General features: G+C 36.5%; 24 protein-coding genes and 1 pseudogene. 8 read left to right on the top strand and 17 right to left on the bottom strand.

Annotated elements, in window-relative coordinates; all coding sequences use genetic code 11:
* The coding region (locus tag BN67_RS05990) for a CopG family ribbon-helix-helix protein (RefSeq protein WP_019223239.1) at positions 1–225 on the bottom strand (225 nt) is incomplete at its 3' end.
* A 206-nt stretch (positions 226–431) separates the two neighbouring features.
* Between BN67_RS05990 and BN67_RS05985 the strand changes: the two genes are divergently transcribed.
* The 4 genes from BN67_RS05985 to BN67_RS05970 all read left to right on the top strand — a co-directional run bounded on the left by BN67_RS05985 (position 432) and on the right by BN67_RS05970 (position 3334).
* Positions 432–1076 carry a recombinase family protein gene (locus BN67_RS05985; RefSeq protein WP_019223238.1) on the top strand — a complete coding sequence of 215 codons (645 nt, stop codon included), beginning with the start codon at positions 432–434 and terminating at the stop codon, positions 1074–1076.
* Positions 1077–1466: 390 nt separating this feature from the next.
* Positions 1467–2150 carry a ParA family protein gene (locus BN67_RS05980; protein WP_019223237.1) on the top strand — a complete coding sequence of 228 codons (684 nt, stop codon included), beginning with the start codon at positions 1467–1469 and terminating at the stop codon, positions 2148–2150.
* Complete coding sequence (locus tag BN67_RS05975) at positions 2147–2509, top strand: hypothetical protein (protein ID WP_019223236.1); 363 nt, start codon at positions 2147–2149, stop codon at positions 2507–2509. Before BN67_RS05980 ends, BN67_RS05975 begins: the two co-directional genes overlap by 4 nt.
* A gap of 441 nt (positions 2510–2950) precedes the next feature.
* Positions 2951–3334 carry a hypothetical protein gene (locus tag BN67_RS05970; RefSeq protein WP_019223235.1) on the top strand — a complete coding sequence of 128 codons (384 nt, stop codon included), beginning with the start codon at positions 2951–2953 and terminating at the stop codon, positions 3332–3334.
* A 436-nt stretch (positions 3335–3770) separates the two neighbouring features.
* Here the strand turns inward: BN67_RS05970 and traG are convergent, their stop codons facing one another.
* The 3 genes from traG to BN67_RS05955 are packed head-to-tail and all read right to left on the bottom strand — an operon-like array spanning position 3771 to position 6166.
* The gene (traG, locus tag BN67_RS05965) at positions 3771–5684 is read right to left on the bottom strand and encodes a Ti-type conjugative transfer system protein TraG (protein WP_019223234.1); all 1914 of its coding nucleotides are present in this window, start codon (positions 5682–5684) and stop codon (positions 3771–3773) included.
* On the bottom strand, positions 5662–5886 hold the full coding sequence (locus BN67_RS05960) for a conjugal transfer protein TraD (protein WP_019223233.1): 225 nt from the start codon (positions 5884–5886) through the stop codon (positions 5662–5664). The genes traG and BN67_RS05960 overlap by 23 nt, the downstream gene beginning before the upstream one ends.
* A gap of 52 nt (positions 5887–5938) precedes the next feature.
* Positions 5939–6166 (bottom strand): TraC family protein, encoded by a 228-nt coding sequence (locus BN67_RS05955; RefSeq protein WP_019223232.1) that lies wholly within the window; start codon positions 6164–6166, stop codon positions 5939–5941.
* A 207-nt stretch (positions 6167–6373) separates the two neighbouring features.
* On the opposite strand from BN67_RS05955, the gene traA reads away from it, so the two are divergent.
* The 3 genes from traA to BN67_RS05940 are packed head-to-tail and all read left to right on the top strand — an operon-like array spanning position 6374 to position 10636.
* Positions 6374–10087 (top strand): Ti-type conjugative transfer relaxase TraA, encoded by a 3714-nt coding sequence (gene traA / locus BN67_RS05950; RefSeq protein ID WP_019223231.1) that lies wholly within the window; start codon positions 6374–6376, stop codon positions 10085–10087.
* Between the two features lie 16 nt (positions 10088–10103).
* On the top strand, positions 10104–10367 hold the full coding sequence (locus BN67_RS05945) for a type II toxin-antitoxin system RelB/DinJ family antitoxin (protein ID WP_019223230.1): 264 nt from the start codon (positions 10104–10106) through the stop codon (positions 10365–10367).
* Positions 10367–10636 carry a type II toxin-antitoxin system RelE/ParE family toxin gene (locus tag BN67_RS05940; RefSeq protein WP_019223229.1) on the top strand — a complete coding sequence of 90 codons (270 nt, stop codon included), beginning with the start codon at positions 10367–10369 and terminating at the stop codon, positions 10634–10636. The genes BN67_RS05945 and BN67_RS05940 overlap by 1 nt, the downstream gene beginning before the upstream one ends.
* 11 nt (positions 10637–10647) lie before the next feature.
* Here the strand turns inward: BN67_RS05940 and virB11 are convergent, their stop codons facing one another.
* The 12 genes and pseudogenes from virB11 to BN67_RS05880 all read right to left on the bottom strand — a co-directional run bounded on the left by virB11 (position 10648) and on the right by BN67_RS05880 (position 20518).
* Positions 10648–11700, bottom strand: a complete 1053-nt coding sequence (virB11, locus tag BN67_RS05935) for a P-type DNA transfer ATPase VirB11 (protein WP_019223228.1) — start codon at positions 11698–11700, stop codon at positions 10648–10650.
* Positions 11701–11709: 9 nt separating this feature from the next.
* The gene (gene virB10, locus BN67_RS05930; RefSeq protein WP_019223227.1) at positions 11710–12837 is read right to left on the bottom strand and encodes a type IV secretion system protein VirB10; all 1128 of its coding nucleotides are present in this window, start codon (positions 12835–12837) and stop codon (positions 11710–11712) included.
* 23 nt (positions 12838–12860) lie between these two features.
* Positions 12861–13718, bottom strand: coding sequence for a P-type conjugative transfer protein VirB9 (gene virB9 / locus BN67_RS05925; RefSeq protein ID WP_019223226.1), 858 nt, complete (start codon positions 13716–13718; stop codon positions 12861–12863).
* A gap of 2 nt (positions 13719–13720) precedes the next feature.
* On the bottom strand, positions 13721–14392 hold the full coding sequence (locus BN67_RS05920; protein ID WP_019223225.1) for a VirB8 family type IV secretion system protein: 672 nt from the start codon (positions 14390–14392) through the stop codon (positions 13721–13723).
* The gene (locus BN67_RS14840) at positions 14389–14676 is read right to left on the bottom strand and encodes a hypothetical protein (RefSeq protein WP_019223224.1); all 288 of its coding nucleotides are present in this window, start codon (positions 14674–14676) and stop codon (positions 14389–14391) included. The genes BN67_RS05920 and BN67_RS14840 overlap by 4 nt, the downstream gene beginning before the upstream one ends.
* 7 nt (positions 14677–14683) lie before the next feature.
* Positions 14684–15619 (bottom strand): TrbL/VirB6 family protein, encoded by a 936-nt coding sequence (locus BN67_RS05910; protein WP_019223223.1) that lies wholly within the window; start codon positions 15617–15619, stop codon positions 14684–14686.
* A 46-nt stretch (positions 15620–15665) separates the two neighbouring features.
* Positions 15666–16088: an EexN family lipoprotein gene (locus BN67_RS05905; protein ID WP_019223222.1), complete on the bottom strand. Its 423-nt coding sequence runs from the start codon at positions 16086–16088 to the stop codon at positions 15666–15668.
* A gap of 271 nt (positions 16089–16359) precedes the next feature.
* Positions 16360–16718, bottom strand: a pseudogene (locus BN67_RS12725) (EexN family lipoprotein).
* Between the two features lie 21 nt (positions 16719–16739).
* Positions 16740–17480 carry a TrbJ/VirB5 family protein gene (locus tag BN67_RS05895; RefSeq protein ID WP_026088192.1) on the bottom strand — a complete coding sequence of 247 codons (741 nt, stop codon included), beginning with the start codon at positions 17478–17480 and terminating at the stop codon, positions 16740–16742.
* A complete protein-coding gene (locus BN67_RS05890; RefSeq protein WP_019223219.1) occupies positions 17477–19837 on the bottom strand; it encodes a VirB4 family type IV secretion/conjugal transfer ATPase in 2361 nt (786 codons plus the stop codon). Before BN67_RS05890 ends, BN67_RS05895 begins: the two co-directional genes overlap by 4 nt.
* Positions 19837–20160, bottom strand: coding sequence for a VirB3 family type IV secretion system protein (locus BN67_RS05885; RefSeq protein WP_019223218.1), 324 nt, complete (start codon positions 20158–20160; stop codon positions 19837–19839). Before BN67_RS05885 ends, BN67_RS05890 begins: the two co-directional genes overlap by 1 nt.
* A 22-nt stretch (positions 20161–20182) precedes the next feature.
* Positions 20183–20518, bottom strand: a complete 336-nt coding sequence (locus BN67_RS05880; RefSeq protein WP_019223217.1) for a TrbC/VirB2 family protein — start codon at positions 20516–20518, stop codon at positions 20183–20185.
* 762 nt (positions 20519–21280) lie between these two features.
* Here BN67_RS05880 and repC point away from each other — a divergent pair.
* Positions 21281–22591, top strand: a complete 1311-nt coding sequence (repC, locus tag BN67_RS05875; RefSeq protein ID WP_019223216.1) for a plasmid replication protein RepC — start codon at positions 21281–21283, stop codon at positions 22589–22591.
* 322 nt (positions 22592–22913) lie between these two features.
* On the opposite strand, the gene BN67_RS05870 is transcribed toward repC, so the two are convergent.
* The coding region (locus BN67_RS05870; RefSeq protein ID WP_019223215.1) for a type ISP restriction/modification enzyme at positions 22914–25547 on the bottom strand (2634 nt) is incomplete at its 5' end.

Here is a 25547-nt window from a genome sequence, read left to right as displayed (position 1 = left end):
TTCTTCAGAAGATATTATATCACCTGCATTAGCAGAATTTATCCCTAATTGAACTTGTTCCCGAAACCATAAATCATGTGCACTTTTTTCTTTTTGTTCTTTTACAATATCGCGCATATAATCCCGCAACAATTGTGCACCAGATCTATCGCATGCTTTTGCTGCTTTGGAAAATTCCTTTTTTAATGCATCATCAACGCGAAAGGTAAATGTTGTCTCAGCCATTTTACTACCACTTAATGTGTTACAATTCTAATGTTACATTTTACTATTTTTTCAATAGGGGCTGTTAGAATAGATATTTTATATCTATTTTGCATTTTCGTATCTAAAAAACGATCGTTTTTTAGATATGAAAATAGATATTTATTTGAGGTTTTTTTTGAGGGAAAATATATCAGTTTTTATCTAAATTGACATTTTTAATGAATATGCCGAAATTTTACGCCTATTTACGTGTTTCTCGTGATGGACAAGATACACAAAATCAAAAATTTGGATTATTAGAATATGCTAATAAAAATGGCTTTGCACCACTTCACATAGAAGAAGAAGTTACAAGCAGAGGCAAAGATTGGAGAAAGCGTAAACTTGGTGCTTTGATTCAGAAAGCAGAACGGGGAGATGTGTTATTAACTCCTGAATTTTCTCGTATAGCTGGTTCTTCTCTTGCTGTCTTAGAAATTCTCAAAGCTGCTAGTGAACGTGGTTTAATTGTGCATGTGACAAAACAAAACCTTATCATGGATGGGAGTTTACAAAGTGATATCATAGCAACTGTACTCGGTATGGTAGCACAAATTGAGAGGCATTTAATTCAAACACGTACGAAAGAGGCATTAAGCGTTGCACGTCAACGAGGAATAAAACTAGGGCGTCCAAAAGGAAGTATCGCTACGCAATTAAAGCTCGATAATCACATTAATGAAGTGCAAGCATTCATTAATATTGGTTTGTCGCAGAGCCGTATTGCTAAGACATTAGGGGTTAGTGTGAATACCTTACGTTTATTTATTGAACGCAAAAATATCAAGCCTACAAAAACTAAGCCACTTATCACTATGCCAGATGAATAGTTATTTCTCCATGAAGTGACGTATTGAGAGACGATAGATAATAATATTTATTATATTTCTGTACGAAATACGTATTATTTATTCGCTAAATAAGGAATATATTAATGCCAGTCATTATTATGCGTTTAACAAAAGGTGGTTTTGGAAAATCAACATTATAGTTTGTTCTTTTACAGATATTCGCTTCTCTAAATATACTCTCGATTATATATTGAAATTAAATTACATTACATAATAAAAACATATATCATATGTATAGCATATGATAAGCATACATATAACATATGCTATATGTATGCGTTGTAAATATACTGTGTATGTTTATCATATGTTAAGCATATGCTGTATATACATATAGCATATGTAGAACATACGTAAGGATTTTGATATATGCCAACAATTGTATTTTCTTCTTCAAAAGGTGGTGTTGGAAAATCAACAGCAGCACTTGTTTTATCTCAGGTCTTAGCTCAACACGGATCAAAAGTTAAAATAATAGATACTGACCCTAATCAACCTATAGCCGATGAATGGTGGCAAAATGCTAGCCCTAATTATCCATTAAATATTGATGTTCAAGGAGGGGTTAATGAAAACACTATTGTAGATGTTATAGATGAAGCAGCACATACACATAGTTTTGTTATTGTTGATCTTGAAGGATCTGCAAATATAACAGCGTCATACGCTATTAGCCGTTCTGATATGGTTGTTATTCCTATGGCGGGAACAAAACTCGACAGTCGTGAAGCGGCAAAAGTTATTGCTTTTATAGAACGTGAAGGAAAAGCAAGAAGAAGTAATATTCCTTATCGTATTATGTTTTCAAAATGTTCTGCAATCCAAACTCGTGAAGAAAAAGATATTCGCAAGGAATTAATTGAAGCAAAATTACCAATTTTGGCGCATGGAATGATGAATAAAGCTGCTTTTTCCTCTATTTTTGGCTTTGGATGCACTCTTTATCAGTTAAATAAAGAAGATGTATCAAATGTCGAATCCGCTATAGTAAATGCCGAGAAAGTTGCTACTGATATTGTACAAGCATTAAAACTCGAAGGAGTCATGCAATGATAAAAGAGCGTAAATCAACATTCTCAGTTTTAAATAATCTATCCACTGTAGAACCTACAACAAAAGCTCCTAAGCGTGATAAGCAGGAAATTGATAAAATAGCTCAACAAAGTGGTTTTACAACACGTCACGCACCTTTTGATAATACAAGAGCACCTATTTTAACTAAAAATGGTCATGTTGACGGTAGATCTAAGCGTCGTAGTATGAGAACAAGCCGCATAACTCTTGCAATTCGACCAGATGTTGAACAAGAATTTCGTGCACTTGCTGAAAGATTGACACCCCCCGAACAAAATCTTTTAACTCTTGGAGACGTTTTACAAATTTTAATCCGTCATTATAAAGATACAAAGTAACTTCAGAAAATTTACAATAAAAATAATTTTTTAATGAGAGGCTACCGCCTCTCAATTCTCGGTACGCTCACCAAAATCATGAGATCAGACCCGCGTTTATCGAAGGAACTAACAAGCCTTGGTTATAAAAGTCAAGGAAACCCTTACAGGGCGCCTGGCGGCGTCCTTGACCAATAACCATAGGGGCTTGTTTTATCCTTCTCACGCGGCTCCGAAATCATGATTAAAGGTAAAAGCTTATAGGGGGGAGCAAGTAGAGAAATTAATAAAAAAATTAAATAACTATTTGAAAATATTGCAAAAAATACAATAAAACCGTTGACAATAAATGAGTGTTTTGTTATATAAATACTTAAGCGGATAGGTTGTGAAATAATCTTCCTATGTCTAAAAAAATACTAACTATCTTCTGTGCTTTAGATACAGATACAGGAGGGGGAAATGGATATTTTATCTACTCATAAATTAAAGACAGAAGAGAAAAATTCAATTTCAAGACAACCAATTCTCATCACTGTAATGCGCATAGTTATGCGCGTAGTTCGTAAAATATTAAAAATATGCGTTTTTTTTCTTTTCCTTTTTCTTTTGTTTATTCGTAGACCGATTATTATTTTAACACAGTTTATGGTAGGTGGATCTTTCTTAGTGTTATTCATGCTATGGTATGGGTATATGCTGGGTGCAAAACCCTATGAACATCAAACAGCAATGGTTATCGGTTATATAATCTTTGTGTTTCTTGGTTTAGCTGCCAATTGGGGATATGATGCTCTCCTATTACGTTTAGCACCTCCTGAGTATGAACTTATTCTTTTCCAATAATGAGGAGATGAGAATTATCAATGTTTTTCACGATAGTATAATGATGAAATTTTTCACACCTTGGTGAATTACTGTGTGAAAATGTTATCAAAGAACTGGGAACGTAAACAACCAAAGATATAGCTGCTTTCTGTGAGTTTGTATTAGATCTCTTCCTCCTAGTGATATTTTCTAAGGTGCATTTTATGCCTCCCCTATAAGCTCTTGCCCTTAATCATGATTTCGGAGCCGCGTGAGAAGGACAAAACAAGCCTCTATGGTTATAGGTCAAGGACGCCGCTAGGCGCCCTATAAGGGTTTCCTTGACCTTTATAACCAAGGCTTGTTAGTTCCTTCGATAAACGCGGGTCTGATCTCATGATTTTGGTGAGCGTACTGAGAGTTTGAGAGGCGGTAGCCTCTCATTAAATTGATGTATGTACGAACGAAGAGAGTTCTATTTAGGAGCAAATCTATTTTCTTTAGCAAGATCCTTTAAATCTTTTCTTCTAAAATATATAGAGCGTCCACAACGAATAGGAGGTTGTCCTTGTACAAGGATTATTTGTTCGTCTTTTCGCATTTCTTGGGTAATTTCATGAGGATAAATTAAAGGTCTCTGTTGTACACTTAGACTTTCAGTTCCTTTTGCACCAGATGTACCTAGTGTTTTGCTTTTTCCTTGAACTTCAATAGTCATTTTTCCGCATGACTTTGATATATTCTCTGCCGTTTTAATATCTTTAATAGCAGCATAGCTTACAAAAGCACAGCTTTCAAACCATGCCATAGCCCTTGATGAGCCGAAGTGACGTTCAATTTGTCCTACAGATTGGTAGAAGAGCATGAGAGATATTCCATATTTACGCCCACGATCACGTGCTTCTTCTAAGATGTTCATATATCCTAAAAGGTCAATTTCATCTAAAATAAAGAGAACTCTTTTTTCATATTCTCCGTTTGCGGTTTCCATGGCTTTGAGAAAAGAGCCTACGAGAATGCGTCCCACTCCTGGATATGATTTTAGAATTTTTGCTGGAATATTCAAAAAGATATCGATATTTCCTTTTGTTATATCTGTTGTTTTAAAGTCATTACCGCTTATAAGATTTGCATAATTGTGAAGGGAAAGCCATTGGGTATCTTTAGAGGCAGTTGCGTAGACACCAGAGAAGGTTTGCACTGCCATATTTGTAAAAACACCAAGGGTTTCGCGAATGAATTGTGAAGGAGAATTTGATTGTATAGATTGCAATTTCCCAATAACGGATGGTTCTGGCTCTGATACAATCATCCGAAGTGTTTTTAAGTTTTTTTCCTCTAATTTGTACTCATCAGAGAAGACGACATGTGCAAGTAGACCAGTTAATAAATTGTGTGCATGAGAGGTAAAAAATTGATCTGTTGAAGTTGATTTATGATTTTCAGATAAGAGGAGTCTTGCGATTTCTATGAGCCCTGCTTCTCTTTCATAAAGAGGGAGTGTTTCATCTAATAACCAATCTAAAGGATTAAAAGTATTTGTTGAGGCACCATGGGGGTCAAGAACGTATACGGTATTTTTATTTGATTGCTGCCGAATTTCTTTGACCATTGGTGCGATTTCAGTTGATGGGTCAAAAACAACAAGTGGTCCAGAATATTTAAGACACGTAGGAATCACATTACTGGTTGTTTTGTAACCGCCAGAACCAGCAAAAAACAACATATGGGTTGAATCAAAATCAAGCTTGTATGTTAGTAATGGTTGTGTACCTCCTTTTCCCCATGTTGCTTTGTCTTTAGGATTAAAAGCAACATCTTTAACAATATCTTCGTCTACTCGATATCGCTCTCCTATGATGATTTCTCCATTGCTTGGAAAAATGCTTTCTAGTTTTTTCATATCCATCCATTGAGCGCCACCAAAGATCCTATTTTTTGATTTTTTTAAAGGTGAGGTTTTAGGCAAAGATAGATTCATAGTAAAACCAAGAATAATAACTCCAATGATTGATCCAGCTAAAACCATTCTATCAAAGAAAGGAAAAACATCTGCCCATGTCATGTTGTTTTGTCCTACATAAGGACTTAATCTGATATATTCGTTCGTGCTGTAGTAAGCAGCAAAAAGACAAAAGACGATCAGTGATGATATGGTGATATTTTTTCTGATATGTTTTTTTTGTAATAAGACGAATGAAGAACAAGAAACTGCAATAAGGATGAGAATATCTAGAGGTTTTGACCGAACGAACCAATAAGCATCTGGTGTTGTACCATTTTCTGTTATTTCATTTATTGTTATGTTTACAAGAAAAAAAGCTATGATTGAAAAGAGAAATGGGCATATTAAAAATATTATTTGTTTACGATCTAAATTGTTTATCATCTTGTCCCCGCGTATCAGAAAAAGCACTCCGTCCTATTTTTTCAAAATCTTTATATTCTTTTGAGTTTGTATTAAGTTTTGCTGCATGAATTAAACACCCTAAAATGAAAGATTTATCAGCATTTCTAAGACCAGCTTTTACAACAAGACTGCCTAGGATAATTTTTTCACGTGCATCTTTACGTCTTATTTCATCAGTCAAATATCGTATCCTTTTTTCTATTCGTCTTAATAGTTTTATAGATTTTCCAATATTATTCAGATTTATTTTTTTGTTGAAATCGTTTTTTAATCTCTTCAAAGATATTTTTCCATTCTTCGTTTGAAATATTTAATTCTGTTAAACCAACTTCTGTTGCTAATAGAGCGATTTTTTCCCCTTCATATTTTTTAGCAGCTTTAATTTTTTCAAGAAGTTTTTTGCTTTTTTCCTCAAGAGCTTTTTTTTCTTCCATAAGTTTTTCTAAAGATTTTCTTGCCATTTAATGACCTTCCTTTTTATTACTCTTTTTATTTTATTAACAGAAGAAAACTCAAATAACAACACTTGATAATGCGCATAAAATGCGCACCTGAAAAATGTCTTTTTCAAAGATTTTTTGAAGGCGCAATTATACGTTTTCTTTTAAAACGTTTTCTGCTATAGATTATTTCATAGAAATAAGTATGATTTTTGGTAATTTTATCTTATGGCAATAGCACATTTACAAGCTAAGATAATTGGTTCTGGAAAATCAGCAATTTCTTCTGCTGCCTATCGTCATAGAACAAGGATGTTTGATGAATTAGAGGGTTCTCATACTCATAGGTATGATAATGATAAAGATCTTGTTCACTCAGAAATGAATATTCCAGAAGATTCACCAAAATGGATTACACAGCAACTAAACTCTTTCAAGACAAATGAAAAAAAGAGTGAATGGTTGTGGAATACTATACAAAATAGTGAACGTATTAATGGTCAATTGGCAAGAGAAATTGTGATAGCTCTACCATTAGAATTGTCAAAAAATCAAAATATTTCTCTTGTGCAGGAATTTGTAAAGGAAAACTTTTCATCACGTGGACTTGTTTCCGATTGGGTTTATCACGACAAGCAAGGAAATCCACATGTGCATATCATGCATACTTTGCGTCCTGTTACAGAAAAAGGTTTTGGTGCTAAAAAAATAGCTCTTTTAAATGAAGATGGTACAGTAAAAAAATCTCTTGTAACTATTCGCGATAGTCAAGGAAATGCGATAAGACAAGAAGAGAGGATTGTTTATGAAACTGTCATAGGCAATAAGGATACATTAAAAGATTTACGCAATTCTTGGGGTGAGATGGCTACAAGATATCTTGCTATCGCTGGTTATGATATAAAAATAGATATGCGTTCATACAAAGAGCGGGGTTTATCGATAGAACCAACCCTTCATTTAGGTCAATCAGCGCATGCAATGAGCAAAAAAGGTCTCGTTAGTAATGCTGTGCAAGCCAATGAAAAAATAAAACAGAAAACTGTCGATATCATTAAAAAAAATCCGGATGAACTGTTGAAGTTAATTTCACATGAAAAATCGACATTTAGCCGTATTGATCTTATGAAGACTATTCATCGATATGTTGATAATAGCAATGACTTGAATGATATTATGGAGCGTTTAGAAAAAAGCGATAACCTGATTAAAATTGAAGATCATTCCAATCCTCATAAGGCTATTTACTCAACAAAGGAAATATTAAAAACTGAATATGATATGGAACGATTGGCTATTTCTTTGTCTCAGACGACAGGACACGGTGTAAAAGATAAGAAGGTTTTAGAGGCAATAAAGTCTGTTGAGAATAAAGATAAGAGCAATAGATTTCAATTTTCAGAAGAGCAAAAATTAGCTGTTCAGCATATTACAGATGATAAAGGTATTGCAGCGGTCGTTGGTTATGCAGGTGCTGGAAAATCCACTCTTTTGGAAGCGGCAAATACTGCGTGGGTTAATAGTGGAAAGCGTGTTTATGGTGCGGCTCTTGCGGGTAAAGCCGCGGAAGGTCTTGAGGAATCTGCAAAGATAAAAAGCAAAACTCTTGCTGCCTGGGAATTATCCTGGAAAAATAAAAAAGATGAACTGCGGGTTGGCGATGTTTTTGTCATTGATGAAGCGGGAATGGTTTCTTCAAAACAGCTTTCCCGTTTTATTCAAAAAGTTGAACAAGCAGGCGCTAAGATTGTTCTTGTTGGCGATGATATGCAGTTACAACCAATTGAATCTGGAGCGGCGTTTCGCGTTGTTGCTCGTAATGTTGGTTATATAGAATTATCGGGTATTAGAAGACAAAAAGAAGAATGGGGGCAAAATGCATCACGACAGTTTGCACGTGGACAAGTCAAGGAGGCTTTAGATCATTATAATGATAGAGGATTCATTCATGAAACCAAAACGCATGATCAAGCCATAAATGCTATCGTTAAAGATTGGATGGATACACGAAAGAAGGTAGAAGCCAAATGTGTGGAAGAGGGGAGAAATTTACGAGGTGACGAGCTTCTTGTTCTTGCTCATACGAATGCGTCTGTAAAAACATTAAATGAAAAAATTCGGACCGCTCTTAAAGAGGCTCGTTTACTTAAATCTGAAAATGGTGAGAACGTCACAAATTTTGATACTCTGAAAGGACAGCGGGAATTTGTTGTAGGAGACCGAATTATCTTTCTTAAAAATGCTCAGTTCGAGGAAAAGTCTGCTCCAGAATTAGGAAAGCAAAAAGTTAAAAATGGTATGTTGGGAACTATTTTATCTATACAAAATGAACAGGGAAACCCGCTTTTAAAAGTGCGTCTTGACTCTGGTCAAGAGGTTGTCTTTTCCAATCAGACTTATCAAAATATTGATCATGGATATGCAGCTACTATCCATAAGAGTCAGGGGGTGAGCGTTGATAATGTTTTTGTTTTAGCTTCCTCATCTATGGATCAACATCTTGCATATGTTTCTATGTCTCGACATAGATATCAGTCACATCTTTATGTTGCCGAAGAGGACTTTAAAAACGTTCGATTACACGAACACAAGCAGATTAAAGGTACAATGACTGGTGAACTTGTAGAGGCAGGTTATGTTTCTTTTAATGAAACCGCCAAAAGCAAAATACCTTATGCGGATATAGCAACTTCCCGTGGAGTTGAGCGTATTTATGGTATAAACCTTCCCTCAGCGATAGATGGTGCTCGTATTGAGCTTGGTGACAAGATATCCATTCGTCAAGATAAAGAAACGATAGTTGTTAACAATAAAGAAATCAAAAGAAACACTTTTCATGTTGATTTAATAGAACGCGGTGATCCTTCTTTTGTTGGTGCTACCAAGCAATTAGATCGTGCAAATACCTATGAAAAATTGGTAGCAGCTCTTTCTAGATCTGGTGTTAAAACAACCACTCTCGATTTTTCTGAAAATCCTGATTATCGGGATTATATTGCTAAATTTACAGAAAATAGAGGGATTGATGTTTCTCAAGGTTTAGGGGAAAAGATATCCTCTTACGTTGATTGTCATAAAGAATGGTTGCAAAAACAAAAAGAGAAGATTGAATCCCTTTGGGATAGAGCAAAAACAAGTTTTGTTAAACTCCAGAAAGAAGGGCTCAAGGTTGAACAATCGCAAAAAGACTTGAATATTGCCTCAAAAGCAACAGAACAAGCTCCTTACCTTGCTCCTTATATAGATAATTCTAGTCTAGAACAGAAGGCGCTTAGCGCTCTTAGAAATGAAAAATCTTACGTTGATACGTTTAAAGAATTGAACAATCGCTTAGCTTCTATTTATAAAGATCCCAAAGCGGCTGCCCTCAAGATTGAGCAAACAATTTTAGCAGGGAAAGGCGATAAACTCCCTGATATTTTAGCTAAGTCTCCGGAAAAAGCTGGTGAGTTGCGTGGGTCAGATCGTCTGATAGATCGATTTAAAGCAGCGGGGAAAGACCGTAAAGAGGCGCTTTACAATGTTCCTCTTGCCGTTTCTACTATGAGAGAGCTTCAATCTTTTTATAAAAACTCCTATGCAATTCGTATAGACAGTATTACACGTGACCGTGAGCGATTGAAAGTTGAAGTACCATCACTCTCACAAGAGGCTGTGACTTATATGAAAAATGTTTCACCTGGTAGTGAAGGTTATTTAAAAATACCAGAGAAGATTAACCAGGAGTTTTTAAAGCTTCAAAGTGCTTTGGATAAACGTTTTGGGCAAGATGCTATTCATAAACAAGATTTTGATTTATCCAAAGCACTTCCTAAACAACAGCCTCATGATAAAGAACGCATAAAAGAGTTTCAGGTGGCGATAAAGTTCTTACAACAGAAACATATACAAGAGCAAAACACTGCAATGGAGCCTGCAAAATCAAAAGATGTGACACGGTAAGGTAAAGAGGTTTAATATGAGTGTAGAAAAAGATGTTGTACGTGCGCGCATAGATAAGACAGTAAAAAAAGAAGCCCATGAAATATTAGCAAGTCTAGGACTTACGGTATCTGATTTTATCCGGATTGCTTTGACAAAAGTTGTCAATGAAAAGGGACTGCCGTTTGATATGTATGTTCCTAATGCAAAAACACTTGAGACTTTTGAGAAAAGTGAAAAAGGAGAAGATATATATATAGCTAAAGATATGGATGATTTGTTTCGTGATTTGGGTATTTAATGTTTCAGGTAATTCGTTCAAATCAATTTAAACGCGACCTTAAAATGGTTGCTAAGCGTGGGAAAGATTTGGGTACAATTAAAAAAGTAATGCTGTTATTAGAGCAAAGAAAGCCATTACCTTTACGTTATAAAGATCATTCGCTTAAAGCAAATTGGCAGGGTTTTAAGAATATACATATTGAGCCAGATTGGCTTTTAATTTACAAAATTACTAGTAATCAATTACGATTTGAGCGTACAGGAACGCATTCAGATTTGTTTAATTGACTTATATGTTTTTAAAAAGCGTCTCGACGTTTGAAGGGGTCATAATAAATTTCTGTTACACGAAACTTCCCTTCAAGGCGTTTACATTGGATGATAACGTCTATCATAGAGATTAATAAGCTACGGATATCCTCACGTGCTAAATTACCACCACCATCACTTTCTTTCACAAGAAGGGTCATTTGTTCGAAGGCTGCAATCGCTGTTGAGGCGTGGACGGTTGTAATTGATCCTGGATGACCAGAATTAACATTGCGGATATAGTAAAAGGCTGTACCGTCACGTAGCTCTTGTAAAAGAATTCTGTCGGGGCGCATACGCAATCCAGATTCAAGAAGTTCTTTTACGCCAGCTTTTGCTAAGCCTTGGTTATCTTTTGAATAAAAAAGCTGGACTTTGTTTGAATGAGGAACAACAAGTTCAGGTGTGTCTTCAATGGTGAGAATTCGTTCGTATTCAGGAATTTTTGCAATCAAAGCTTTGGAGAGAGTGGTTTTACCAGAACCGGTCTTTCCAGATATTAAGATATTTTGTTGTGTCGTGACGGCTTTTTCTAAAAATTTACAAAAGTCTTTCGTGATAAAGAGATTTGTTAGTTCTTTTTCTGTATCAGAGAGTTCAATTTCCCGTTTTGTCATTTGTTCAAGGGGTGTAAAAGTGACATTTTGTGTGACAGAGAACAAATGATTTTCGTGTAAATTTTCAAGAGAAAAAGTTCGAGATGAAGGCTTACGAATTGTCATGCTAATGGTATTTGCCGCAACAGCGGGAGGCATAACAATTTGTATGCGTTCATTATTGGGAAGTGTTGCAGAGAGAACTGGATTTTCTACACTAATTTTTTGTGTTGTGTAGGCAGCAACGACTTTCGCAATTCCTTCTAATTCACCATAGGTCAATTCTTTAACGGTGTGAGTTTGCCAACCATCTGGACCTTCGACAATAACTTCACCTGGTTGATTGATGACAATTTCAAATAAATTTTCATTATTGAGGAAGTCATCTAAGATTTTTAATTTTGTTAAAACGATAGAGGCTCGTTCTCTATTTTTTGCTGTTGGCATAATATACTTTTACTGAACTTGAGAATAAAAAAAGGAATAGTGCGGAGTAGAACGAGAGAAAGCATTGTGCTTTCTGCTTTTTACAGCTAGTTTATAGACAGATGAAAAATCGAGATCTCTTGCTACGAAAATGTTGACGAGTTCCCCTTGATATTTTTCTAATGTAGGCGGGATGTTAATTTGATTTTCAAGAGCAATGGCAGCTGTATCTTTTCCGAGGTTCCCTGCTTCAGAGTTGTTGAAACCACCATTGCCATTATTTTTATTTGTTATGTTTGTTGTAACACTATCAACAACGGTGAGTAATAAGGACGAACTGAAACGTTCCCACCAATGTGTGTTGACGTTGCCATCAAAGCCGGCTCTTCCTAAACTGTCGGTTGCTGGAGATGCAAGGTTTATGATGACACCGGTTGGTGTTTTTGCTCTTGTCCAAAGAACAAAGAGGCGGGATTGCCCTTTTTTAAGTCCTCCGCGGTATTCGCCAACCACTTGCGTTCCTTTATCAAGCAGAACAACATGACCATTATCAGAGAGAATATCACGGTTAATTACACAGCTTGCAAATCCTGGTTGATCACTGTTTAATGCCGTTTCTAAAACACAAGGAATAGAAGTTCCCATGGCAATGATAAAGTTTCTGTTGCCTATTGTTTTTGCTCTTGTTCCTTCTATTTTTGTAGGTTTTAGAAGTGAAGAAAAACTTTGTGAAATATTATTGGCAGTTTCATTTATATAATTATTATAGCTATTTTTCCCCATTTGATCTGAATGAGGAGGAGAATTTTTCGTAAAAGCTAAAACAGGAGCACGCCGTGCTGCATCAAGTAAAGGATCGTTTTTAACTGCCTTTGTTGATGTTGGTGTTGGTAATGTAATTTGAGGTATTTTTGCTTGTGGTTCAGGGGTAACCAATTCTAAAGGAGCGAGTGTGTTATTAAAGTCTTGAGATTGTTTTTTATGAGGTTGTTCTGTGTTTGATGATGTTGTTGGTGTTGAGAATATATTCCAAAGTACATAAGCGCAAAACCCTATAAAGGTTATCATGAGGAGTATTTTTTTTGTAGGCGATTTTGATGTATTATTTTTGCTATCCCCAATTGTGCCTCGATCTTCGATGATTTGTTGATCACTCATATGCTGTCCCCTTGAATTCTGGCTTATTGAGTATTTGCAACGATTTGACGTTCAACAGATGGTGAAGTTGTTCCGGTATCTGGATTTATACCTTTTGGTTGATAGGCTTCATTAAAGATACATAAAACATTTCTTCCCTGCCTTAGGGTGAATCTGGCGCTAATAGCATGGACAATAACCATATTGCCTCTTGTGGTTTTGGGAACCAGAGATTCTGTACCATCATTGTTCACAATATAAATGGCGGGGATTTCTTGGTTATCGGGAAAAGAAAATGTTGTTGTTTTTCCATTGTCATAAACGGAGGAGGGTTCAAGGATGACAGAGCCTTGAGCGGTGTAAGCCCAATTGCGTGGTCCATAAGTTTCATAAGCATTGAAGATGCCATCAATTTTTTGGGATTGTCTTTTTTCTTGTCGCAAAAGTGCTGCAAGTCTTCTTTGTTCTGCTTCTTCTTGTGGGTAACGAAATTTCACTAGGAAATATGTTTCTTGTCCAGAGGAAATTTCACCATCTTTAATGATGAGTTCAAATTGATAAGAGCGCTTTGAGCCATCAAGCTTTGTAGTGACTACTTGGAGGTTTGTAGTTGGTTGAACTTCTCTTGCTTTGAGAAAGAGAATATTACCCGCTGGAGCAACTTCCCATGCAACGCCGTTGCCAATCGCTACATGAGCAATTTCTTCATGAGAAGAAAATTCTATTTGTACGGATGAGCGTATGGAGCCAATAATTTTTGTGACATTATAAGCATCATAATTGATAAAGCGAATGCGGTTATCGCTAGGCGCACGGGTAGGAAAAACACTTGCAAAGCTTTTATGCGTCAAAGAAAAGATAACAGCGATACTAAGAAAGAAAAAAAGGCATTTTTTTATCATAATCAGTTGACCACTTCCGGATCAGTTCTATATCCACTAACAATAAACCCAAGAGGATTTATCAAACGATTTTGTACAGAGATTGGAGCATTGATATATTCAAAGGTGAGCGTTGCGACCCAATGCGTGATAAATTCTTTGCTCTTATCATTGTCACGGATAGTTTTGTAATAGCGCACTTGTGCTACGTTTTGATTGATAAAGGAAATTGATTTTATCGTTACTGTAACGGTTGCGTTTTTATAGAGGATTTGAGGGCTTTGTGGATTTTTTGCTCCATACCAGACAGCAAATCTTTCTTGTTCTTCAGGAGAAGAGAGAAGAGAAACGGTTTGGAAATTGTTTTGCGTCTCTTCTGCAACAAAACCCTCACGAGAGCGAACATATTTTGCGGCAAAATAGCGTGTGATGGCTTCATCGACATTTGTAGGACCGTCTTTTAAAGCCTCTACGACTTCAACGATGCCAGTTGAATTGTCAACGCGAATGACAAAAGGTTTTACGGTTTTAAGAGGTGTGAGGGTTATAACAGCCAGTGAGGATAGTATAGCAACAACAACGGCTATGCCAGCAATGGCAAAAGAGATGCGGGTGATGCGGCGTGAGGCTATCATACGGTCTTGATCAAATGAGCGCGCTTCAGCAATATATTGTTCTACAGCCTTTTCTTTCATGCTTTTTGCCCGCAATTTTTGTAAGATTTTATTTCTTCATCCGTTAAGTTTCGTGCCAGAATCGTTACACTTTTGCTCTCTTTGACGGATGACTGCGTGTTGTTACTGATGATGATAGGCGTAGGGGAGGGCTTTTTCCCTTCCCAATTCCACATAGATCTGTTGAGTGGTCGCTTAGAATATCCATCACATTTTGGCAGTGATTTCAGTGTGTTTGATGAAGACGTACAACCGCTAAGAAAGAGAAACGGTAAGATAACCCCAATTTTTTTAAAAACCCGCATTTTAAATTTAAACCTTTTTTATTAGTGATGTTAATTTTTGCATGCCCTTCATTATCGTGTTGGCTGCAAATTTAGTAGCGCGAACAGTTTCTTTTCCAGCACGTTGTGTTCCAGTTATTGCACTTGTGAGAGAAGCGCCTCCAGAGGCTAAAGCTGATGCTATGTCAGGCAATTTGATGAAAAGGTAACAACCACAAAAGCCAACAGCTGAAAATTTTATTAGGGAAAACATAGTGTCTTTTATTTCTTCTGAGAAGACGTCCGTTGCAAGATCGACGTACATACTACCAAGCAAGACGACTAATACCTGCAAAATGATGAAATTTGCTGTTTGACCTAACCATGATTCTGCAAAACGCCTTGTTGAGGAAAACAAACCAAGGCTGATAAAAAGTGGTCCTATTGATAGGACGAGAAATAAACCAAGTTTAGCAAACATTGAGACGATAAAACCAGTTGTACAAAATATAATAGAAGCTAATATGCAAAGGAGACCACCAATCCAGTTAACAATATATGAGCCGAGTGCATGCCATGAAACTGCATTCGCTGCATCAAAGGCATGTGCAGCAGCATGGTCCATCATATTGTCCCATATATTTTTATCTGAGTGTGCTGTACCTTGTGTGACATGTGCAATGGCATTCGGCAGATCATTGAAAAATATATCCTTAACCCATGTATTATAAAAAGAAGCCTCTGTGGCAAGTGTTACAATGATGCCAAGTTTGAAAGCTGTCGCTATAAATTCCCACAGCGGCATGGAAGAACGCCCATAGATGATATTGTATCCCATAAATATAATGTAAATTGTACAAGCTGCTTTAAGTGGAGCACTTAAACCTAATGAAAGCCTATTAATAGTTGTATTCATTATGTTTTCAAGAACCTTCATCACAGAGCTATCCATATCAGTAAATATGGTTATATTTTCAAATGCCATTGCATGTCCATTCTATCAATTTTTTGCAAATGTGATCATTTTTGATTCAATTATTATCCTGTTGTTGTTGAGCTTTAGCGCGCTCTTCTGCTTCTCGTTCGGCTTGTTCTTTTGCTTTTTCCTCAGCTTGTCTTTTTTCAAACTCAGCTTTTAGTTTTTCTACTTCAGCATTTCTTCTTGCATTATCAGCTTCTTGTTTAGCCCTAAGTTTATCCATAGTTCTCTTACTTTCCTTTACCGCTTCATTCCACCTTTCTTCCGCTTTTGCTTTATATTCCTTCTGAAGTTCAAGCGCTGCTAATCTTAGGTTTTCACAATTTTTTGAAGTCCCTGTGAATCCACATCTTGTTCCCCATTCGTCCATCAACTGTGGATTTTTTTTAAATTCTGCTACGCTATAAGTTTTTTCACAACCAGCTGTGACAATTGCGGTGCAAAGCAGCAATATTGTTATGAGAACTTTATTCATAGATATTTCCCCTTTTTTCTTTCAGTTTTTGAGGTTTGAGCACAATCTTTAAATTATGCTTGTGTTATAGGTTTTTATAACCAGTAGTGATAAATCTAGGGCACAGACATAATGTTGCTATAAAGAGTACATGAAGCTGCTTTAAGCGGATTATGGTATCAGTCATTATTCGCATGATAGGGTGTGTTAACATATTTTCTGTTTTGGTAAAGTAAGCTATTTTGTCAAATGTCATTGCACGTTCATTCTATCAAATATGATCATTTCTGTTTCAATTATTATCCTGTTTTTGTTGAGCTTGAGCACGCTCTTCTGTTTCTCGTTCGGCTTGTTCTGTTGCTTTTTCTTCAGCTTCCATTTCAGCTAAAAATTCTTCCTTCGCTTTACGCATGCTTTCGTTAGCTTGCTTAGTTCTCTCTTCCGCTTTTGCTTTATATTCCTTCTGAAGTTCAAGCACTGCTAATCTTAGGTTTTCACAATTTTTTGAAGTCCCTGTGAATCCACATCTTGCTCCCCATTCGTCCATTAACTTTGGATTTTTTAAAATTCTGCTATGCTATAAGTTTTTTCACAACTAGCTGTGACAATTGCGGTGCAAAGCAGCAATGTTGTGATAATGACTTTATTCATATTCAAATCTCTTTTTTTCGTTTATTGACCACGGAGTTTTTTGGCATAATCTGTATATCGCGCTGCAAATTCTTCATAGGCACGTTGTTCGGCTGCTCTGTATTCCGCTTGTTGTATCATCGCGGCAGCCTGCATTTGGAGGACTTTTGTTTGGAGGTCTGCTTGTATTGCGGATAATTGTGCTTGGATGCCTTGAATTTCACCAGCGTCTTTCGTACTTCCAAGTTTTTCAAGCAGCTTGTTAATGTTTTTTTGTGTTTCACTGGCTTCTTCGTAGACGTCTTGGCCTTTTGCTGCTTGTCCTACCGTGTTCTGTTGGGCTTTTTTTACTTCCTGTGCGTAAAAAGTATCGACTGCCTCTTTTGATCCTGCGCCCCCTGAAGGTTCTTTGTATAAAAGTTCCTCTTGCCATTTTCGCGTGTTTTTGCTGCCGCCACCACTACTGCCGCCGCCCATTGATTGTTGAAAATGATTAAAATCAGAAGGAAGGGCGCCATTGTTTCCTTGCTTGTTGAACATTTCTTTCAACCCAGAGATATCAGGCTTGACATTTAGGGAGTTATAGAGCTCTTTCATTTGGTCAAGCTGACTTTTCAGTTGATTAAGCTGTTGTTTGCCTTGTTCAAATTGCTTTAATGCTTGTTTATATTGCTCAGTTAATTTTGCAGCAGCTGTGGGATCAAATACCACAATGGCAAATGAACTTGTTGTTAAACTAAAAGAAACTGCACAGACGGCTGTAGCCCATAAAAGTTTTTTCATTTTTTTGACCTTTCTTGAAAAAGAGGAAGCCATTTTTCTGGAGATTCACCAACTTCATCCATAATGGTCTCTAACAGTTCAATGTTTTTAGTGGTGCTGCTTAAAATGGCTATTTCATCATCAAAGCCGCGTAAATTGAGTTCAGCAACCACAGAACTTTGTCCTTGTTTAATGAGAAAACGCCGTGACTCCCGGCTTAATTCCGCTTGGATGAGGTTGAACTCTCTGTCGGATAATTTAAAACCCTCTACATAATCTGCATGATTGCCTTTTTGGTTGGGAAAATAAATCTGTGTTGGACATTGTTCTATAATGGTGTGTGCAATGGTTGAATTCAGCGCATCTTTGGGAGATTGTGTTGCAAACAACATCAAACCATTTTGTTTACGAATAGTTTTGAGCCTATCTTGCGCAAAGGCTTTAAAGGAGTCGTCTTCTAGTGCTTTCCAAAATTCGTCAATAACGATGATAATACGACGACCATCAATCAGAGACAGAATTCTATGAAAAAGATACATCATTAATGGTGGACGAATTTCGTCATTGTCCAAAAAATCCGTCATATCATAACCAATAAATTTTGCATCAATGCCAATGTCGTCATCAGGGTTGTCAAAGACCCATCCTAAAGCGTTGCCTTTACACCATCTCTCTAAACGCCCCGCTATCCCTTCTCTATGAGTAATGTCAAAAAACATTTGTAGGGCAGATATTGTTCGTTGTTCTTTTGGCAACAGTGCAAGCTGTTCAACAGCTGCTGTGATATCTTGTCTTTCCGCTTCACTGATTTGTTGACCTTCAGAAGAAACGAGCTTTATAATCCATTGGCGTAAAAAGACCTTATCTGCTGGATTGTTGTAGTCTAAACCTTTTAGCGGGGCTATGCCTGTTGGCTTCCCATTTTTCAAGGGCATATAGGTGCCGCCACCCGCCCTGACAAAAAGTTCTGCACCGCGATCTTTATCAAAAAAGACCATATTAGGATCATGCTTTTGAAGTTGTGCTAAAAGAAAATTAACAATAACTGTTTTACCAGAACCAGAGGGACCACAAACAAAAGTATTGCCTAAATCACCAAAGTGAAAATTAAAATAAAACGGTGAACCAGCAGAAGTTTTCATCAATGCGACAGCTGGTCCCCATACGTTTCCGTCTATTTTTCCAACCGGAAAGGAATGAAAAGGAGAAAGTGCCGCATAGTTGCGGCTTGTAATTGCACCAGAGCGGGTGCGATAAGCATAATTTCCAGGTAATTGTGCCCACCAAGCCGCCGCAAGCCCTAAATCTTCCCGAGCAATAACAGCACCACCATTTGTGAGTTGAGAACGGGCTTTAGCAAGATTATCCGTTAATTCTTGCGGGGTATCAGCAAAAACTGCCAAGGATAAATGATGTTCCCCTAAAACAAAACGGTTGGATTCAAGATCATCGAGCGCTTCATCCAGTTCTACAATTTGTGAGCCTGCTCGATCTCCTGCATTGACCATTTGGTTTTGTTTGCGTCCCATAATCTGCTTGGCAATGTTTTTGCTCTTGAAAACAAAAGATTGGGTAAAAATAAACTCAAAGGGAAGAGTGAGAAGACCATCTGTCATATCCGCTTTGGTTTTTGCTGGATATTCTTTCCAACCAAACATACCTGCAAATCGTTGTCCTGCTTCAGTGCGTATTTCTATGATCTCTTTTCCAAAAATCAGACGGTCTGAATAAACAGTAGATGCTATCGTTCCCCATGTGAGTGGTATACGTTCGCGACGCCCTCCTACCAATTGGTGGATAAACTCACTTTGCTGCGAATAAATATTGCCCTCATATTCATAAAGGCTCAGCCTTTTTGCACCATAGCGCTCTAAATTTTGAATAAGATTTGTCGTAATATCTTCAAGCTTACGAACAGATTCTGCATCAACTTCTGTCTTTTCTTCTTTTGCTTTTCCTAAACGTTTAAAAAACTCCGCTAATTTATCCGTCTTATCAACGTGCGGATTCCACAAAATTGAAAGATAAAGATCATTGCGATAAAGCTCCTGAGAGACCATTCGTTCGCGATATTTATCATCCAATTGCTTCGCAAATTCTGATCTAAAAGTGCCTTTTGGATAGACAGTTTCACGCTTTCTGATGATATGGCTATAAATAGCCACACGTTCATCAGCAATATTTTTAAAGAGATTATTGAGCTGTTCGTGAAGCACGTTCAGATCAATAATATCTGCCGTTTCAAAGTTAATGCCCTCAAGGGCAATAACGGTCATAAGTGCACGTGAATCCAGCGCAATGACATGTTTATTGACATGGCGCACGTAAGGGATGACCGCCTCTGGTTGCGTTTCACGTTTGCACACAGCTGGATTCATTATAGTTCCTTATAATCACGAATTAATCGTAATGGAGAAATACTCCCCCCACCCCATAGACTAGAGTTTTTGGCAAAAAGACATGTTTTTTGCCATGTCATAAGAATACGAAATTTGTTATGATCATTTTTAAGAATTTCTCTGAATATGAAATGTATGGCAACACCAACAGATATAAGAAAAATGTTGCTTGTTATAATAAACAACATCATCGTACCTATAGCATTTAACCCCATAGCTTCCACTGTCACGCCCGCAATCATTGCTGGACGTGTACAAGCAAGAAATAATGTATCTTCTGTTAGCTTATCGCGCTCTTTCATGGCTTTGAAAGACTTCAATCAATTAAGCAGAAAGCATTGATACAATTTGCGTTGCACCAAAGACAATACCAATGCCTACACAAACAAAGAAAGCTTTACGCATTTCAACATAACCGGCAATCCATGCAAGTCCAATACCAGCAACCGCAATGGTTGCAATTGCTTTTGCTAACGGTCCTGTCAAAGCTGTGATTATTTTCTGAAGAGCGCCTTCAATTTTTCCGAAGTCACCTGCAAATGCCGGCTCACTCAGTGCGATGAAGGCAATAAACAGCATTAATGCTGTCGTTAACCATTTCTGTTGTGTATTAGAAAAAAAGGTTTGTTCACGAATGAACGAATTATTCATATTTTTCATGAAAATTCCCCCGCCATATTGTTTGTATTAATTCGATATTGTATGAATGATATTAATTTTGTGCCACATAAATGAAAAAAATAATTTTTTCTACTATAAAATTACCAATATTTAATATTTTTTTCAGGTTATAAACAAATAATAATCGTCATATTCAAAATGATACTTTTAAAATCTCTTCTTTAAACAACCAGAAGATTGACGAAAAAATCACGGAAGTTATAATCCTATTGACCATAACTGATAAAGATTATTCTCAAGTGCTTATTTAACAATGAAGACAATATTCTACAATGAGTGTTATCAGGTGAAAGTTGACCACAATCTATCGGTGACTGGGTAGATAACTCTTTCATAAAATGCTTTGTTCAAAGTTTTCTTATTCGTATAAGTTGCTCATTGTAGCGCCATGGAAGTGTTGGTTTTCTTCCCTATACGTCCTTTTGTCTTGCTTTTGGAATAGGTTGTATTTGATAAAAAACAATAATTTAAAATCTTTACCATATTGAAAATCTTTTCTTTTTAAGATAGCTTCTATCTTGACATGCTTTTTTCAAAGCTATGAGTCTTTTAAAATAGAGGGAAGTATAATGGCAAAAAAATAAAAACCCTACTGCAGAATCCTCAACAGAAGGGCTTTTACGATAAATATAAATAATCTTTATTCAATTTAATTTATCGTGATGCATTCTGCAAGAGAAATTTTGTAGAAAAGGGATATTTTTTCATTTTTTTGCCTCTAACAGAGAGGTTTTAAGAATTATGGTTAATAAAATTTCCGGAAGAAAGTTAAGTGCGCATCATATAGAATACAGAAAATTAGCTGAAAATGCTGAAATGGGCTTGGTGAGTCGTGGGGAATTGATTGGATTGGCTACAAAGTTAGAGAGAGCTGGTTTGATTAAAGAGACAGAAGCTAAATTGCTCTTAGTTTTATTAAATACGGCGTCAAAAGATTCATTTGAAAAAGGTGGGGTTCCTATCGTTTTTAAAAGCAATTTCTGTCTTGGTCAGGAAATCTGCCGTAGTGAAGGACGCGTGAGTAGGTTACTTTCACGTCTTTATGATTGTGGTCTTATTGTTATGCGAGATTCTAGTAACTTTAAGCGCTATTCAGTAAAACGCCCTGGTTATGGAATTGTAATGGCTTGCGGTGCTGATTTGCGTATTCTTGTTGCTCGATATCACGAACTGAAACAAAAAGTGGATGAAGTCATAGAGGCTCAAAACAAACATAAGGCGGCTTTGCATTGTTTTCGGGGGTTGGTGCGACAGATTAAAGCATCTTACGCATCAATCAAATCTACACCATTTACATCATTACTCTTTTTGAGAGTGCAAAAAATTATTGATATTATTGGTCGACCAGCAAAAGTTTCAGTTGAAAAATTAGAAAAAGCTATCCGGCTTTTTGAATGGATTTTACGGCGATTTTTTAAGGAAAAAACATCAAAAACGACATACAGATATGTCGCTAGTGACATACACATAGAATATACAATCCCTAACTTAATTAGTAAATGTAACAAATTGGCTTATGAAAAAATAGAGAAACGCAAAGCTGAAAACACCATACCTTCAAACAACAACGAATTGCATCAAATCAAGCCAGAACTTTTAACCAAAGCATTGCCTAATGTCGCTATGTTCATGAAATATGGGTTGCAATCCGAAAGGGATTTAATCGGGGCTACGGAATTTCTTGCTAAAATGAAGGGAATTTCTCCTTATGCCGTTGAAGACGCTAAAAAAACTATGGGAATGAAAAAAGCTGCTCTCGCAATTGCTATAACCTTCGAAAAACACTGCAAGCTACTCATAAAATCACCTGGAGGGTATCTGCGTGGGATGATTGCTAAAGAACACCAAGGAGAATTATATCTAGAGCGGTCTTTCTATGCTTTGCTGAAGGAAGCCTCAGAAGAAAAAATTAACAAGTGGAACAGGCAAAAAACAGAGAAAAACTACCAAACAAAAACAAATGAGCAAAAATTTTCTTTGTTCAAATCAGAATTGAATGAAGTTCTTAAAACTTTACAAATGCCAAAAAAGTCAAACCAATTTTCATCATAAATTTCATGACATGTATAAAACAAGGGGGAAAAATGTCCAATGAAACAGATGAAATAAAGGAAATGTTATTCGTTCTAAAAAAGTGCTAAACAAGGATGAAAAAAACTTCACACCATGGTGAATGATTGTATGAAAATGTTATCAAAGAACTGGGAACGTAAACAATTCAAGATATAGCTGCTTTCTACGAGTTCATATTCGTATATTTTGAAAACTACATAAATAGTAATTACACACAAAATAAATAATAAATATTTATAATGTACATACAAAGTACACAGTAAATATTTAAGGATACAAACCTTTATAAGATGAGCATGTCTTATAAATTCACTTCCGTTTCTCTTAGTTCTAATTCTGGTAAGTTTCTAACGATTTTCATGGTCTCTAAGCTCACAGTAATAACCCGTTGAAACAATTCTAAAGGGTAAGCAGGGTTGCCAACCGTTTCAACGGCATAGCAATTGGCATCATTAACAATACCACTTTTTTTATCAGTCTTTACACATTGACGTTCCATAACCCATTCAAGAGCGGGTTTGCCATTGACTATATACTCATAGGATTCAAGAGGGATATCTGTCATGATGATATTGCTGTTATAAATAACAGTGGTTTTATCTTTCTCTTTACCTGATTTTGCGAATTTCATTTCTGTAACGCGATAAAATTCTTCAGGATTAGAGATGTCAGTTAATTTTGGATTTCCTTTTTTAAAAGTCACGGGATAAGGGGCTATAGTTTCATAATTGACATGCAAGTAACCAAGTTCACGTCCTGCTGTTACAAACTTCCAAAAATCTTCAGCAGTTTTCACACAAGGGATACGAGGCAATTCTTTAGAAAGGTTATCAGCATAACGACTGCGGTAATCTTCTGAATGCAAAATTCCGTAAACATAATAAAAGAGATCATCTTTTGTTATGGTTTCACCAGGATAAGCTGCTTTAAAATGCTCTAATCCTTCATCAGTAATGGCATCACGCCGTTGTAAACCAGCTATTTCACCGTCCTTCATAGAGCTTTCGAATAAATGGGGTTGCTTTGTATTTTTATCTTTTGAAACTGTAGCACCTTCATAAATATAGCGTGGAAAACATTGACTAGTATCTATTGTATGATAGTTAGGCACTGTATTCGTCATCAGTACAGAAAAACCACGGTTTGTCCCGATTCCTGCAACTTGTATTACTCTATTTTCGACAGCTTGCCCTATCGGAAATATACATGGTATTTTAGAAACCATTTCATTAAAAGTACGGTTATAATAAAGCCATTGCTTTGTAAAAGGACGATAAAGACTTTGCGTAAGACTGTTATTTTCAAACGTAAAGAACTTTTCTTTGCTCAATTCCTGTTTGATAGCACGGCTCCAACTTATTTTACTTGCATCTGAATTCACGAAACTGTCTACAGCCTTTTTACGTGTCTCGCGATTAGCATGCTCATAAGCTTCATTAAAACGTTCTACTTCGCTGTTATAAAAGCCAATCATATTGCTCATGTTTTTTGCTAAAGCCTCACAGCTTGAGTTATATGCCCAAGAGTCACGACTAGTTGCAATACCACACGAAAAGGTTTCAAAGAGTTTTGTATCGTGCCCTTTTTTAATACCTAATGTTAGAAATGTTTTGAAACTTTCATCACGTTGAACAATCCAATCACCATACTTGTCTGGTGAGATGAGTTGCCAACCTGATTTATCTGTAATGCCACCAATACTCTTAAAGGACTCGATTATCGCAAGCTTTTCTTTTCTATCGAGATAATCACCAATATCACGAAAATATATTTTACCACGCTGTTGAGATTCCGGATTTTTTACAAGAATAGAAATCGCTATAGGGGTTCGAGAGCCGGAACCAAAAGTCTGTCCACCTTCTTTCCGAGAAACTTCACCAGAAGTCCGTTGATTACCCCGTAAATGGAAAATATAAAGGCTGCTAAATTCTTCAACAAGACACTTGCGTAAACCATCTAGAGAATAACCGCTGATAAAGCCTGCATTGGTGACAAAACCAATAACACCACAGTCTTTTATACGATCACTCGCCCAACGAAGTGCACGGATATAACTATCGTAAAGTGATCGCATAAGATTTGCTTGCGATTGGGCTGCATAGGTCGCACCAATACGTTTATCTAATAGGGGATAAGAGGTGTTTTTTGCATTGTCATTTGCACTCTTTTGACCAGTTGAATAAGGCGGGTTACCAAAGATAACTTTAATATCCAGTTTCTTCTGAAGTTCTAAATAGTCACTGTTTTCCTTGAGTAACCCTCGCAGCAAATCTTTTTCTTCAAGCATCTGGAAGGTATCCGTTAAACCAATATGCTTAAAGGGGATATAATTCCCTTTCATAAGACTATGATAGGTCGTTTCAATGTTAATTGCAGCTATATAATAGGCAAGCAAGACAATCTCATTGGCATGGATATCATGACGGAATTTATATTCCATATCTTCTTGCTTAATCAATCCAGATTGTAAAAGCCTTGTGATAAAGGTACCCGTTCCAGTAAAGGGGTCAAGAATAGAAACATCACGAGACCCTAAGCTTTTTCCAAATTCAGTTCGTAAAACATCATCAACAGAATGAATAATAAAATCTACAACCTCAACGGGGGTATAAACAATTCCAAGCCTCTCTGTTGTCTTTTTAAAAGCCTTAGAAAAAAAACTTTCATACAGTGTGATAATAAGATTTTGTCTTGCTTGCGGATCTGTGATACCAGCCGTACGGCATTTTACACTGTTATAAAATTCTTGAAGTTCTTCGGATTCCTCTTCAATATCTGTTTTGTCTAATTCAGCTAAGATCTTTTCCATGGCTTGAGAAATAGCATTGTTTTGTACAAATTCATTTCCATCAAACAAGGATTCAAACACAGGACGGGTCACAAGGTGCTGTGCCAGCATCTCAATGACGTCATCCTGCTTTATATCGCTGTTTAA

Origin of the sequence: Bartonella rattaustraliani AUST/NH4 (assembly GCF_000312565.1) — a bacterium.
Lineage (GTDB): Bacteria > Pseudomonadota > Alphaproteobacteria > Rhizobiales > Rhizobiaceae > Bartonella > Bartonella rattaustraliani.
The sequence above is the reverse complement of the archived record's forward strand: the minus strand, read 5'-3'. Positions and strand labels throughout refer to the sequence as shown.

What these genes read in the sequence shown, in the direction of transcription:
- BN67_RS05985 (WP_019223238.1), top strand. Translation starts at nt 432, where the DNA reads ATGCCGAAATTTTACGCCTATTTACGTGTTTCTCGTGATGGACAAGAT.
- BN67_RS05980 (WP_019223237.1), top strand. Translation starts at nt 1,467, where the DNA reads ATGCCAACAATTGTATTTTCTTCTTCAAAAGGTGGTGTTGGAAAATCA.
- BN67_RS05975 (WP_019223236.1), top strand. Translation starts at nt 2,147, where the DNA reads ATGATAAAAGAGCGTAAATCAACATTCTCAGTTTTAAATAATCTATCC.
- BN67_RS05970 (WP_019223235.1), top strand. Translation starts at nt 2,951, where the DNA reads ATGGATATTTTATCTACTCATAAATTAAAGACAGAAGAGAAAAATTCA.
- traG (WP_019223234.1), bottom strand. Translation starts at nt 5,684, where the DNA reads ATGATAAACAATTTAGATCGTAAACAAATAATATTTTTAATATGCCCA.
- BN67_RS05955 (WP_019223232.1), bottom strand. Translation starts at nt 6,166, where the DNA reads ATGGCAAGAAAATCTTTAGAAAAACTTATGGAAGAAAAAAAAGCTCTT.
- traA (WP_019223231.1), top strand. Translation starts at nt 6,374, where the DNA reads ATGGCAATAGCACATTTACAAGCTAAGATAATTGGTTCTGGAAAATCA.
- BN67_RS05945 (WP_019223230.1), top strand. Translation starts at nt 10,104, where the DNA reads ATGAGTGTAGAAAAAGATGTTGTACGTGCGCGCATAGATAAGACAGTA.
- BN67_RS05940 (WP_019223229.1), top strand. Translation starts at nt 10,367, where the DNA reads ATGTTTCAGGTAATTCGTTCAAATCAATTTAAACGCGACCTTAAAATG.
- virB11 (WP_019223228.1), bottom strand. Translation starts at nt 11,700, where the DNA reads ATGCCAACAGCAAAAAATAGAGAACGAGCCTCTATCGTTTTAACAAAA.
- virB10 (WP_019223227.1), bottom strand. Translation starts at nt 12,837, where the DNA reads ATGAGTGATCAACAAATCATCGAAGATCGAGGCACAATTGGGGATAGC.
- virB9 (WP_019223226.1), bottom strand. Translation starts at nt 13,718, where the DNA reads ATGATAAAAAAATGCCTTTTTTTCTTTCTTAGTATCGCTGTTATCTTT.
- BN67_RS05920 (WP_019223225.1), bottom strand. Translation starts at nt 14,392, where the DNA reads ATGAAAGAAAAGGCTGTAGAACAATATATTGCTGAAGCGCGCTCATTT.
- BN67_RS14840 (WP_019223224.1), bottom strand. Translation starts at nt 14,676, where the DNA reads ATGCGGGTTTTTAAAAAAATTGGGGTTATCTTACCGTTTCTCTTTCTT.
- BN67_RS05910 (WP_019223223.1), bottom strand. Translation starts at nt 15,619, where the DNA reads ATGGCATTTGAAAATATAACCATATTTACTGATATGGATAGCTCTGTG.
- BN67_RS05905 (WP_019223222.1), bottom strand. Translation starts at nt 16,088, where the DNA reads ATGAATAAAGTTCTCATAACAATATTGCTGCTTTGCACCGCAATTGTC.
- BN67_RS05895 (WP_026088192.1), bottom strand. Translation starts at nt 17,480, where the DNA reads ATGAAAAAACTTTTATGGGCTACAGCCGTCTGTGCAGTTTCTTTTAGT.
- BN67_RS05890 (WP_019223219.1), bottom strand. Translation starts at nt 19,837, where the DNA reads ATGAATCCAGCTGTGTGCAAACGTGAAACGCAACCAGAGGCGGTCATC.
- BN67_RS05885 (WP_019223218.1), bottom strand. Translation starts at nt 20,160, where the DNA reads ATGAAAGAGCGCGATAAGCTAACAGAAGATACATTATTTCTTGCTTGT.
- BN67_RS05880 (WP_019223217.1), bottom strand. Translation starts at nt 20,518, where the DNA reads ATGAAAAATATGAATAATTCGTTCATTCGTGAACAAACCTTTTTTTCT.
- repC (WP_019223216.1), top strand. Translation starts at nt 21,281, where the DNA reads ATGGTTAATAAAATTTCCGGAAGAAAGTTAAGTGCGCATCATATAGAA.